This window comes from Pseudomonas azerbaijanorientalis, from assembly GCF_019139795.1.
GTDB classification, from domain to species: Bacteria; Pseudomonadota; Gammaproteobacteria; order Pseudomonadales; family Pseudomonadaceae; genus Aquipseudomonas; species Aquipseudomonas laurylsulfatiphila.
This window is the reverse complement of sequence record NZ_CP077078.1, coordinates 574,099-587,575: the sequence shown is the minus strand read 5'-3', so window position 1 is coordinate 587,575 and position 13,477 is coordinate 574,099. Positions and strand designations below refer to the sequence as shown.

Sequence of the window (13,477 nt, the reverse complement as noted above, 5' to 3'; positions counted from 1 at the left end):
GGGTTTACTGCGCCTTGCCGCGCAAGTCGAACACTGGCGCGTCGCTGGCTGGTTCAAACAACCCGCGTGCCTCGGATGGCAGCAGCAACGAGTTGTTTTCCCCCGCCCCTGTCTTGCTCAGGTCACGCAGCGCGTTGTAACGCTGCTGGCTGACCTGGGACAGGTCCTCCTTGCTGCGCACGATGGTCGGGCGCAAGAACACCATCAGATTGCTTTTGGTCTGGGTGTCGCGGCTCCAGCGAAACATCGCGCCGAGATAGGGAATGTCACGCAGCAGCGGCACGCCGCTTTTCTGGGTGCGCACGCTGTCGCGGATCAGGCCGCCGATCACGATGATTTCGCCATCGTCGGCGAGGATGGTGCTTTTGAGGGCTCGCTTGTTGGTGATCAGGTCCGAGGAGTCGATGCCCGACACCGAAGGGGCGATGTCCGACACCTCCTGTTCGACCTCCAGGCGCAACGTCGAGCCTTCGTTGATGTAAGGCTTGATCTTCAGGCTGATGCCGACGTCCTTGCGCTCGACGGTGGTGAACGGATTCTCCGCGCCGTTGCTGTTGGTGGCGTAGGAGCCGGTCTTGAACGGCACGTTCTGGCCGACGATGATTTCCGCTTCCTGATTGTCCAGGGTCAACAGGCTCGGGGTGGACAGCAGGTTGCTGTGGGTGTTGCTGGCCAGGGCCGAAATCAGCACTCCGAAGCGGTCGCTACCCAGTTGCAGGATCGCCCCTTCCGGCGCCGATCGTTTCTCGTCGAACTTCAACCCGCCGACAATCGGAATGTCGGTGCCGGGAAAGTTGATGAAGCCCTTGGCGTCGCTGGTGTTGAGGTTCCACTGCACACCGACGGCCTCGGCGATGTCGCCGGAGATTTCGACGATGGCGGCATGGATCAACACCTGGGCCCGTGGCTGGTCCAGCTGGCGCACGATGCTTTCGATGGTCCGCACCTGTGCCGGCTGGGCAATCAGCACCAGCGCGTTCTGGCTTTCGTCGGCCTTGATCATGAAGGCTGCGCCGCCCGACATATCCTTGGCGCTGCCGATGGCGGACGTCTGTTTTCTGCCCTGCCCCATCGACTCCAGAATCTCGGCCAACTGCTTGGCATCGCTGTGACGCAGGCGAATCACCCGGGCGTTGTCGAGGGTCGTGGTGGCCGGTGTATCGAGCCCACGGGCCAGTTCGATCAAACGCTGGCGAACAACTGGCGGGCCAATGAAAATCAGGCGATTGGTCCGGGTGTCAGCCAGTACCTGTATGGCCGACTCGGCATTGCGCTTGCCCATGGAGGCCTCGATCACCGGCGCGACATCGCCGGCCTGGGCATGCTTGAGCTCAAGCACCGCGTGCAGGATGTTCTGCCCGGAGTCCAGTTCGCGGATCACCCGGGCGATGCGCTTCACATTGGCGGCCGTATCGGTCAGCACCAACGCGTTGGCCGACACCGAGGGGCCGACATAACCGTTGGCAGAAACCAACGGCCGCACCAGCCCGGCAATATCGGTGGCGCTACCGGTGTTCAACCCGATGACTTCGGTCACGAACTGCGACGCCGTGGTGGTTTTTACCGTGCCCTGACCGGCCCGGGTCCTGGCCTCGGCAACCGGGGCAATGAGAATCCGGTCGCCCTCATCGATCACCGTGAAATTGTGGGCGTCGAGCACCGAATAGAACAACCGGCGCACCCCTTCACGATCGAGGGCCTGCCGGGACATGACGGTGATACGACCGGAGACCTTGGGGTCCAGCACTACCGTGGTCCCGAGAATGCTGGAGATCTCTTCGACGATGTCGCGCAGCTCTGCGTTGTTCATCGCCAGTTGCCATTTTTCTTCGGCGCCTCGTAGCGTGCCCGGGAAGGCTGCAGCCGCCAAAACGGCAAGCAAGAGCATGGAACGCAACCAATGCGCGCCGACGAAGCTGTTCATGAAATTCATCACTCTGGTTGCCCGAAGAGCGGGCGTAAAAAATGGGTGGTCGTGGTGACCGATTGAGCATCGACGGATGATTCGAGTCCCTTCAGAAAACGTGCGCCAGGGGGGAGGAGCGTTAGTAGCTCTTCCCGGCCCTTGTTCCACAGCACAACCTGGTGGGTCTCGATACGACGCAGGACACTGCCGCCGGGCAAACGCTCGCCCACCTGATAGATACGAGAACCTTGAGCATTGGCCAGCAGTGCCTTGGATAGTCCGTTGCTGACAAAGCTCGCTTGCAAGGTCAGCGGTTCGGCGCTGGGCCGCGGTGTGGACTCCGTCGTCAGGCCGAACACGATGGCAATCGATGTTGTTTCGAGCGGCTCACGTACAGGCACCGTCTCCAGAGCTGCGATGTCGGGCAACGGTGAAGCCAGATGCTCGCGAAACGCCCGTTCCTGCCACGCCAGAAACACCGCAGCGCCCACTGGCAACGCGAGCCAACAAATGCTGCTCAGGCATGCCCGAAAGCGTTGTCCGGAAAAATTCGAAACCTTCATTTTCAACTCGGTACTCAGCAGAAGTGCCTGGCATCAGGCGACCTTTTTTGAGGTCGCCTGATGCCAGTTGCGAGGACTTACAACTTGTCCCACGCCATGTGCCAGTGAGCACCGACACCCGGTTCAAAACCGTTGGCGGTAGGGGCGTACTGCTTGCAATAACCCGAAGCAGGGAATGGCTTGCACTCAAAGACTTCATCAGTCTTCGGTTGCAGCACCTTGGTGCCGGCGGTGTAGTCGCTGAGGCCTTCAGGGAACACGAAGTCGTATTCGATGACCGCGCCTTCACCGGTCAGTTGGGTGGTCTTGGTGTCCTGACGGGTGGTGCGGCCATCCAGGGTGGTGCCGACCAGGGTCAGCGTGTGCGCACCCGGATTGCTGCGCACATCCAGGGACAACGAGGTGGAGCCGGTGGCCACTTGTGCCGACGTGGTTCCGACCGGTTTGTTGTTCTGATCGAACAAGGTCGCTTCGACGTCCATCGCGCGGTTCGCAGTCATGCTGAATTCGACTTTGGCCCGGCCTTTATCCAGGACGTATTCGGCTTGCTGAGAGGTCACCGCCATGTGCGCAGCGGCGTCTTCCTTCATGGCCAACTGCACTTCATAGCGGACTACACCGCTTTCTTTTTGCACGTAGAGGCGGTTGGTGCCTTTGACCGGGGCAACATTGCCGCTCTCGTCACGGATACCGGCGCGAACCAGAGTGTGGGTCTGGTTGATTTTTTCCGCCAGCTTGTACGACCAGTTTTGCGGTGTGCCTTCTTCAGCGTTATCGATGCTGATTTCCACGCTGTATTGCGCACTCTCGCCCTTGGCGGTAAACGCGCGAGCCTTGACCTTGTCACCCGCCAGCAACGGGGTCGATGACGCAATGCTGCCTACCGGCGACCAGCCGCCCGGCAAGTCGGGTTCGGCAAGGATGTTCACGTCTGCGACATTGTAAAACGCGGCGTCGGTGTCACCGACGGTCCAGATGGACAGGATGACGTGGTGGCCGGACTTGTCGGACGGGAGGGTGCAGCTGTGCCTGGCGCCCGACACCGGCAACTGGTTGCCGCCATCGATGGTGCAGAACGGCGTGCTTTCGAAGGTGGCGCGCTTGAGCGACTCGTTCGGGTTCCAGCCGTCGCTGGAGATGAAATACTCGTGCTTGGTCGCCGGGTGGGCGGCGGTGTAACGCCATTGGAAATCGATGTTGCGATCCTTGATTTCCGTCAGGTGCCAGCGGGTGGCGGACTGTGCGTCCAGTGCGGAGAACAGCGCGTGACCGCCGCTGGCTATTTTGCCATCGACCGGCCCCTGCAAGGGGGCACCGCCGACACCTGCCGGAAAGCCCTTGAAGGTTTCACCGACGCTCTGCGGCTCGTACTGCGCGCCGCCACAGTTGGTGTTCAAACCTTTCTGGCAGGCCAGTGCGCGTGACGGCGGCACATCCAGATAGCCGTGGGCGGATGCGGTTTGAGAGGCCAGCATTGCCGATAACAGGATCATCGAAGAGGTGCAGGCCGTTAATGCACTTCTTTTATCAAATGTAAGTTTCATGATGTGTTCCAGACTGCCTATCGAAAACAAGGCGCCTTGCAGGCGGCGATGTTTGCTTCGTTACCGTTCAGCGTTGTGCTGAACAGGGGTCTGGAACCTTACGGGGATGACGAAGAATTCTATGTAGGAGTAATCATCGCACCGGGCGGGAATAGTCTTCTCATCCGATTTTCCGACAAGAAAGGAAAACACTCTTACAGAAAGAGATGCTTTATCCGGGAATGTGGGACATAAAAAAACCTGTCCGGCTCAAGGCGGGACAGGCTTCTGAAAAACGGTGTTGCCGTTATTCGTGATACTGCGCCGACAATTCATGCACGGCACGCAGGAATGCACCGGCGTGTTCCGGATCGACCTCCGGCGTAATGCCATGACCGAGGTTGAACACGTGGCCGCTGCCTTTGCCGTAGCTGGCGAGAATGCGCCCGACTTCAGCGCGAATGGCTTGCGGTTTGGAGTAGAGCACGGTCGGGTCCATGTTGCCTTGCAGCGCGACTTTGTCGCCAACACGGGCACGGGCGTTGCCGATATCGCAGGTCCAGTCCAGGCCCAATGCATCAGCACCGGCATCTGCGATGCTTTCCAGCCACAGGCCGCCGTTCTTGGTGAACAGGATGACCGGCACCTTGCGGCCTTCATGCTCGCGGATCAGGCCGCTGACGATTTTGCGCATGTAGGCCAGGGAGAACTCCTGGTACGCCGCTGCCGACAGGTTGCCGCCCCAGGTATCGAAGATCTGCACCGCTTGCGCACCGGCCATGATCTGGCCGTTGAGGTAGCTGGTGACCGACTGCGCAAGCTTGTCCAGCAACAGGTGCATGGCTTGCGGGTTGTCGTAGAGCATGGCCTTGGTCTTGCGGAAGTCTTTCGACGAGCCGCCTTCGACCATGTAGGTCGCCAGGGTCCATGGGCTGCCGGAGAAACCGATCAACGGCACACGTCCGTTCAGTTCACGACGGATGGTGCTGACCGCATCCATCACGTAGCCGAGGTCTTTCTGCGGATCGGGAATCGGCAGGGCTTCGATGTCGGCCAGGGTGCTGACGACTTTCTTGAAGCGCGGGCCTTCGCCGGTTTCGAAGTACAGGCCCTGGCCCATGGCATCGGGGATGGTCAGGATGTCGGAAAAGAGGATCGCCGCGTCCAGTTGTGGATAACGGTCGAGCGGCTGCATCGTGACTTCGCAAGCGAACGCCGGGTTCATGCACAGGCTCATGAAATCGCCGGCCTTGGCGCGGCTGGCGCGGTATTCAGGCAGGTAGCGACCGGCCTGACGCATCATCCACACAGGGGTGACGTCTACGGGTTGCTTGAGCAGGGCGCGCAGGAAACGGTCGTTCTTCAGGGCAGTCATGTCGGCATCCGGAAAAAAAGTGAGGGCATTTTCTCAGAGCCGGACGCAAAAGGCACGGATGCAGGTCAGCCTTTTGTCTATCGGGTCAATTTGTCGCAATGAAATACGAAGTTTAGCAACACCGCGAAACAACTGTGGGAGCGGGCTTGCTCGCGAATGCGGTGTTTCAGGCAACAAAACTGTCGACTGATACTCCCTCTTCGCGAGCAAGCCCGCTCCCACTTTTTTACTGCATTCGGCTCAGGATCAGGGTTTAGACGCCCAGGTAATCCAGGATCCCTTCAGCCGCATTACGGCCTTCGAAGATCGCCGTCACCACCAGGTCCGAACCGCGCACCATGTCGCCACCGGCGAAGATTTTCGGGTTGCTGGTCTGGTGCTTGTACTGGCCTTGCTCCGGTGCCACGACGCGGCCCTGGCTGTCGGTCTGGATCTCGAACTGCTCGAACCACGGCGCCGGGCTAGGGCGGAAACCGAAGGCGATGACCACGGCGTCGGCCGGGATGATCTCTTCGGAGCCCGGGATCGGCTCGGGGCTGCGACGGCCACGGGCGTCCGGCTCGCCGAGACGGGTCTCGACCACCTTCACGCCTTCGACCTTGTCTTCGCCGACAATCGCGATCGGCTGGCGGTTGTAGAGGAACTTCACGCCTTCTTCCTTGGCGTTCTTCACCTCTTTGCGCGAGCCCGGCATGTTCGCTTCGTCACGACGATAGGCGCAGGTCACCGACTTGGCGCCCTGGCGGATCGACGTACGGTTGCAGTCCATCGCCGTGTCGCCACCGCCCAGTACCACGACCTTCTTGCCTTTCATGTCGACGAAATCTTCCGGCGACTTTTCAAAGCCCAGGTTGCGGTTGACGTTGGCGATCAGGAAGTCCAGCGCGTCATACACGCCTGGCAGGTCCTCACCGGCAAAACCGCCCTTCATGTAGGTGTAGGTGCCCATGCCCATGAATACCGCATCGTATTCTTCGAGCAGTTGCTCCATGGTCACGTCCTTGCCCACCTCGGTGTTGAGGCGGAACTCGATGCCCATGCCGGTGAAGACTTCGCGGCGATTGCTCAACACGGTCTTTTCCAGCTTGAACTCGGGGATGCCGAAGGTCAGCAGGCCGCCGATTTCCGGGTTCTTGTCGAACACCACCGGGGTCACGCCGCCGCGCACCAGCACGTCGGCACAGCCCAGGCCCGCAGGCCCGGCACCGATGATCGCGACACGCTTGCCGGTCGGCTTGACCTTGGACATGTCCGGGCGCCAGCCCATGGCGAACGCGGTGTCGGTGATGTACTTCTCCACCGAACCGATGGTCACCGCGCCGAAGCCGTCGTTGAGGGTGCAGGCACCCTCGCACAGACGATCCTGCGGGCACACCCGGCCGCAGACTTCCGGCAAGGTGTTGGTCTGGTGCGACAACTCGGCGGCCTGGAGGATGTTGCCCTCGGCCACCAGTTTCAGCCAGTTGGGAATGAAGTTGTGCACCGGGCACTTCCATTCGCAATACGGGTTACCGCAACCCAGACAGCGGTGGGCCTGGTCGGCCGACTGCTGGGGCTTGAAGGGTTCGTAGATTTCCACGAACTCTTTCTTGCGTTGACGCAACAGTTTCTTCTTCGGATCCTTGCGCCCGACCTCGATGAACTGGAAGTCATTATTCAGACGTTCAGCCATTTTAAAACCTCATCAAACTCTTCAGGCGCATATCACTGCGGGTTGGCACGGGTGCTGGAAAGCAACGATTTCAGGTTGGCAGCCTTGGGCTTGACCAGCCAGAAACGACGCACGTAATCATCGAGGTTCTCGGCGAGTTCACGACCCCACTCGCTGTCGGTTTCCTCGACGTACTCGTTCAGCACGCGTTGCAGGTGGCTACGGTAGGCTTCCATCGCCTCGCCGCTGATCCGCTGGATTTCCACCAGTTCGTGGTTGACCCGGTCAACGAAGGTGTTGTCCTGGTCGAGCACATAGGCGAAACCGCCGGTCATGCCAGAGCCGAAGTTGTAACCGGTCTTGCCCAATACGCAGACGAAGCCACCGGTCATGTACTCGCAGCAGTGATCGCCAGTGCCTTCCACGACAGTGTGGGCACCGGAGTTACGCACGGCGAAACGCTCGCCCGCGGTGCCGGCGGCGAACAGCTTGCCGCCAGTGGCGCCGTACAGGCAGGTGTTGCCGATGATGGCACTGTCCTGGGTGCGGTAGACGCTGCCCTTCGGCGGCACGATGACCAGCTTGCCGCCGGTCATGCCCTTGCCGACGTAGTCGTTGGCGTCGCCTTCCAGGTACATGTTCAGGCCACCGGCGTTCCACACACCAAAGCTCTGGCCCGCAGTGCCCTTGAAGCGGAAGGTGATCGGCGCGTTGGCCATGCCCTGGTTGCCGTGCTTGCGCGCGATTTCGCCGGAGATCCGTGCACCGATGGAACGGTCGCAGTTGCAGATATCCAGGGCGAATTCAGCGCCGCTCAGGTCGTTGATCGCCGAGGTGGCCATGTCGACCATTTTCTCGGCCAGCAGGCCCTTGTCGAACGGCGGGTTGCGGTCTACGCCACAGAACTGCGGTTTGTCCGCCGGCACGTGGTCGCTGCCCAGCAACGGAGTCAGGTCGAGGTGATGCTGCTTGGCAGTCTGGCCTTCGAGGACCTCCAGCAGATCGGTACGGCCGATCAGCTCCTCGAGGGAACGCACGCCCAGCTTGGCCAGCCACTCACGGGTTTCTTCGGCGACGTAGGTGAAGAAGTTCACCACCATGTCGACGGTACCGATGTAGTGGTCCTTGCGCAGCTTCTCGTTCTGAGTCGCGACGCCGGTGGCGCAGTTGTTCAGGTGGCAGATGCGCAGGTATTTGCAGCCCAGGGCGATCATCGGCGCGGTGCCGAAGCCGAAGCTTTCAGCGCCGAGGATGGCCGCCTTGATCACGTCGAGGCCGGTTTTCAGGCCGCCGTCGGTCTGCACCCGGACTTTGCCGCGCAGGTCGTTGCCGCGCAGAGTCTGGTGGGTTTCGGCCAGGCCGAGCTCCCACGGCGCACCCGCGTACTTGATCGAGGTCAGCGGCGATGCACCGGTGCCGCCGTCGTAGCCGGAGATGGTGATCAAGTCCGCGTAGGCCTTGGCCACACCGGCAGCGATGGTGCCGACGCCCGCTTCCGCTACCAGCTTCACCGAGACCAATGCCTTCGGGTTGACTTGTTTCAGGTCGAAAATCAGCTGCGACAAGTCTTCGATCGAATAGATGTCGTGGTGCGGCGGTGGCGAAATCAGGGTCACGCCCGGCACTGCGTAACGCAGCTTGGCGATCAGACCGTTCACTTTACCGCCCGGCAGTTGACCACCCTCGCCCGGCTTGGCGCCCTGGGCGACCTTGATCTGCAGCACTTCGGCGTTGACCAGGTATTCCGGGGTCACACCGAAACGGCCAGTCGCAACCTGCTTGATTTTCGAGCTCTTGATGGTGCCGTAGCGCGCCGGGTCTTCGCCGCCTTCGCCGGAGTTGGAACGCGCACCGAGGCGGTTCATGGCTTCGGCCAGGGCTTCGTGAGCTTCCGGCGACAGGGCGCCCAGGGAGATACCGGCGGAGTCGAAGCGCTTGAGCACCGATTCCAGCGGTTCGATCTCGCTCATATCCAACGGAGTGTCGAGGGTTTTGACTTTCAGCAGGTCGCGGATCATCGACACCGGGCGGTTGTCCACCAGCGAGGTGTACTCCTTGAACTTGCTGTAGTCGCCCTGCTGCACAGCGGCCTGCAGGGTGTTGACCACGTCCGGGTTGTACGCGTGATATTCGCCACCGTGGACGAACTTCAGCAGGCCGCCTTGCTGGATCGGCTTGCGCGGACTCCAGGCTTCGGTGGCCAGGGCCTTCTGCTCGGCTTCGATGTCGACGAAACGCGCACCCTTGATGCGGCTCGGCACGCCACGGAAGCTCAGGTTGCAGACTTCCTCGGACAGGCCGATGGCCTCGAACAACTGCGCACCGCGGTACGAAGTGATGGTCGAGATGCCCATCTTCGACAGGATCTTGAGCAGGCCCTTGGTGATGCCTTTACGGTAGTTCTTGAACACCTCATAGAGGTCGCCCAGCACTTCACCGGTACGGATCAGGTCACCGAGCACTTCATAGGCCAGGAACGGGTAAACGGCAGAGGCGCCGAAACCGATCAACACGGCGAAGTGATGCGGGTCACGAGCGGTCGCGGTTTCCACCAGGATGTTGGAGTCGCAGCGCAGGCCTTTTTCGGTCAGGCGGTGGTGCACCGCACCGGTGGCGAGCGAAGCGTGGATCGGCAACTTGCCCGGGGCGATGTGACGGTCACTCAGCACAACCTGGGTACGACCGGCGCGCACGGCTTCTTCAGCCTGATCGGCAACGTTGCGGATGGCCGCTTCGAGGCCGACGCTTTCGTCGTAGTTCAGATCGATGATAGCGCGCTCGAAGCCCGGACGATCGAGGTTCATCAGCGAGCGCCACTTGGCCGGGGAAATGACCGGCGAGCTGAGGATCACGCGCGAGGCATGTTCCGGCGACTCCTGGAAAATGTTGCGCTCGGCACCGAGGCAGATTTCCAGCGACATGACGATGGCTTCGCGCAGCGGGTCGATCGGCGGGTTGGTGACCTGCGCGAACTGCTGGCGGAAATAGTCGTACGGCGTGCGCACGCGCTGGGACAGCACGGCCATCGGCGTATCGTCGCCCATCGAGCCCACGGCTTCGTAGCCCTGTTCGCCCAGCGGACGCAGCACCTGGTCGCGCTCTTCGAACGTGACCTGGTACATCTTCATGTATTGCTTGAGCTGATCGACGTCGTAGAACGCCGAACCGTGGTCGTTGTCTTCCATGGTCGCCTGGATGCGCAGGGCATTCTTGCGCAGCCATTGCTTGTACGGATGACGGGACTTCAGACGGTTGTCGATCGCATCGGTGTCGAGGATCTGGCCGGTTTCGGTGTCCACGGCAAAGATCTGGCCCGGGCCTACGCGGCCCTTGGCGATCACATCTTCAGGCTGGTAGTTCCAGACACCGATTTCCGAGGCCAGGGTGATGAAACCGTTCTTGGTGGTGACCCAACGCGCCGGACGCAGACCGTTACGGTCGAGCAGGCACACCGCGTAGCGACCGTCGGTCATTACCACGCCAGCCGGGCCGTCCCACGGTTCCATGTGCATCGAGTTGTATTCGTAGAACGCACGCAGATCCGGGTCCATGGTCTCGACGTTCTGCCACGCTGGCGGAATGATCATCCGCACGCCACGGAACAGGTCGATGCCACCGGTGACCATCAGCTCCAGCATGTTGTCCATGCTCGAGGAGTCCGAACCCACGCGGTTGACCAGCGGGCCGAGCTCTTCCAGGTCCATCAGGTCGTTGGTGAACTTGGTGCGACGGGCCACGGCCCAGTTGCGGTTGCCGGTGATGGTGTTGATCTCGCCGTTGTGCGCCAGGAAGCGGAACGGTTGAGCCAGCGGCCATTTCGGCAGGGTGTTGGTGGAGAAGCGCTGGTGGAACACGCAAATCGAAGTTTGCAGGCGCTCATCGCTCAGGTCCGGATAGAAGGCGGTCAAGTCCGCCGGCATCATCAGGCCTTTGTAAATGATGGTCTTGTGCGAAAAGCTGCAGACGTAGTGGTCGGTGTCGGCGGCGTTGGCCACGGACGAGCGACGACGGGAGGTGAACAGCTTGACGGCCATGTCCTGATCGCTCAGGCCTTCACCGCCGATGAACACTTGCTCGATCTGCGGCAGGCGCTCAAGGGCCAGGCGGCCGAGGACGCTGGTGTCGATCGGCACTTTGCGCCAGCCGACCAGTTGCAGGCCGGCGGCCAGGATCTCGCGGTTCATGTTCTCGCGAGCGGCTTCGGCTTTGACCGGGTCCTGGTTGAAGAAGACCATGCCCACCGCATATTGCTTGGGCATTTCGACGCCGAAGGTTTCCTGGGCGATGGCTCGCAGGAACACGTCCGGCTTTTGAATCAGCAGACCGCAACCGTCACCGGTCTTGCCGTCGGCATTAATCCCACCGCGGTGGGTCATGCAGGTCAGGGCCTCGATGGCCGTTTGCAAAAGGGTATGACTGGGCTCGCCCTGCATATGGGCTATCAGGCCGAAACCACAGTTATCCTTGAATTCATCTGGTTGGTACAGACCTGCTTTCATAGACACTTTCTCACCAGGCTGCCTCTAATCGAGGCAAATTTCTTTTCAATTCAACCACTTGCCATCCGCGCCGAACGTACGCCAGCTTTGCGGGGACAAAAGGGAGGTCATTGTACACACCGACACTTGGCCTCACAAATTTGACGACGAAATGTCGCAAATCCATGTCGCATTTGTGAAAGGTTTAAAGCGATCTGCTGTGCTAGTCAAAACTTTTTTAATTTTGACCGCAACGACTCAAAGACTACTGTGACGCAGACACCACAAGGCACGCAGCCCGGAAGGCGGCGCGCACTTGTAGAAATTTTGAGGTGCTTGGAGAGGCGGCCTGGGTAAGGCCGCCGAATCTTCAGCGAGTTGTTGCCAGTTCCTGTTGGACGCTGGCGACAGTGCGAGGCCAAGGTTTACCAGCCTGAACCTTCGCTGGCAAGGCCTTGATGGCGGAAACGGCTGCATCGCGATTGGCGAAGTTACCGTAGGTGATCACGTAGAGCGGCTTGCCATTGAGGACTTTCTTGAAATAGCGGTACTCGCCGCCCTGCTCCTTGACGAAGCTTTGTGCGGCCGTTTCGGAGCTGGTGCCGAGGATTTGCACCACGTAATTGCCCGGTGCCTGACCGGCGTACCAGGTGCCACTAGCCGCCTTGGCCGCCGGAGCCGGTTTCTCGGCAGGCTTGGCCGCCGCCGCAACGGCTGGCTTGGCTGGCGCTGGAGCAGGCTTGGCCACTGGAGCAGGGGCTGGCTTGGCGGTGGCGACCTGAGTCGGCGCAGGTGCCGGCGCGGGTGTCGGCTTGGCCGCCGGTGTCGGCGCAGGGCCGGCAGGAATGCCCACAGGCGGCGCCGTGGTGGTCACCGTCGGCGGTGTGGCGCTGGAGCCTTCAACCGGAACGCCGTCATCGCCTTCGGTGATGCCGCCTGCGGCTTCAGCCAGCGGGGCGCGCATGACCGGTTGCGAGTTGCCGACCAACGGCAATGGCATCGGCTGCGTGTTGCCGGCGAATTCGACGGCCGGAGCACCGCCATTCGCGGTCGGCTGGCCCTGGCCAAGCGGCAGTTGCGCCTGTTCATTGGCCGGCGCACCCGTGGTCGGTGCCTTGTTGCGACCCGGCATCATCCAGGCGGCAGCAACCGCAACCACGACAACGGCGGAAATCGCCAATACGTGTTTCTTCGGCATATTGAACCCCATTTTTGGACGCTTGACCGCAGAGCGGCTGGCGATCATGGCTTCGATCATTGCATCGCGGGCAACCTGATTGATGCTGCCAGGCCAACCTTCGGAGCTTTCGTGAATATCAGAGATCTGATCCGCGGTGAAAAGTTCTATGCCGCGGCCAGCGCCCTCGAGCCGCTGCTCCAGATACTCGCGGGTTTCGTCCTCGGTATAGGGCTGCAGTTCGATGACGTGGAAACGCTCTTCCTCGAGATGCAAAGCCTCAAGCTGAGCGATCAGCGAGGTCTCGCCGAACAGGAACACATGCGGGCGACCTTCAGGCGCGCCGGCCGCCAGGACCATCAGAACCTCAAGGGCGGACTCATCGAGCTGTTCGGCGTCATCGACCAGCAAATAGACTTCCTGCCCGGTGAGTGCAAGCTGCACCACCTGGGCCAGAATAGCGTCGGCATCCGCCTGGGCGACATTCAGCGCCTGGGCCACCTGACGCAGCACACCGGCCGCATCGCCGGCGCCACGGGCGGACACCACCACGCTTTGTACCGACTGCTTGTTGGTGCTGGCCACCAGGGCCTGACGCAGCAGGGTCTTGCCACTGCCCTCGGGACCGGTGACCACCAGCAGCAGTTGACTGTAGCGGGCCAGGTGATGCAACTGCCCCAGCACGGGTTTGCGCTGGGCCGGGAAAAATTTGAAGCCAGGCACCCGTGGAGCAAAAGGGTCATGACTCAACTGGTAATGGCCGAGGAAAGCCTCGTCGGCATGCAAACTAGTCATCGTGTTCTT

7 protein-coding genes are annotated in these 13,477 nt (G+C 61.1%); all 7 read right to left on the bottom strand.

Translation table 11 applies throughout. The annotated features are described in order from the left end of the window. Window positions 1-4: 4 nt before the first annotated feature. A complete protein-coding gene (gspD, locus tag KSS91_RS02580; RefSeq protein ID WP_217836963.1) occupies window positions 5-1,924 on the bottom strand; it encodes a type II secretion system secretin GspD in 1,920 nt (639 codons plus the stop codon). Window positions 1,925-1,932: 8 nt separating this feature from the next. Beyond that, entirely contained in the window at window positions 1,933-2,469 is a 537-nt protein-coding gene (locus KSS91_RS02575) for a type II secretion system protein N (protein WP_217836962.1), read from the bottom strand. 77 nt (window positions 2,470-2,546) lie between these two features. After that, window positions 2,547-4,013: an N-acetylglucosamine-binding protein GbpA gene (gene gbpA / locus KSS91_RS02570; protein ID WP_217836961.1), complete on the bottom strand. Its 1,467-nt coding sequence runs from the start codon at window positions 4,011-4,013 to the stop codon at window positions 2,547-2,549. 286 nt (window positions 4,014-4,299) lie between these two features. Next, entirely contained in the window at window positions 4,300-5,367 is a 1,068-nt protein-coding gene (gene hemE / locus KSS91_RS02565; RefSeq protein ID WP_217836960.1) for a uroporphyrinogen decarboxylase, read from the bottom strand. A 253-nt stretch (window positions 5,368-5,620) separates the two neighbouring features. After that, window positions 5,621-7,039, bottom strand: a complete 1,419-nt coding sequence (locus tag KSS91_RS02560) for an FAD-dependent oxidoreductase (protein WP_007975602.1) — start codon at window positions 7,037-7,039, stop codon at window positions 5,621-5,623. Between the two features lie 32 nt (window positions 7,040-7,071). Then, entirely contained in the window at window positions 7,072-11,517 is a 4,446-nt protein-coding gene (gene gltB, locus KSS91_RS02555) for a glutamate synthase large subunit (RefSeq protein WP_007975601.1), read from the bottom strand. A gap of 349 nt (window positions 11,518-11,866) precedes the next feature. Then, window positions 11,867-13,468 (bottom strand): AAA family ATPase, encoded by a 1,602-nt coding sequence (locus KSS91_RS02550; protein WP_217836959.1) that lies wholly within the window; start codon window positions 13,466-13,468, stop codon window positions 11,867-11,869. Window positions 13,469-13,477 lie beyond the last annotated feature (9 nt).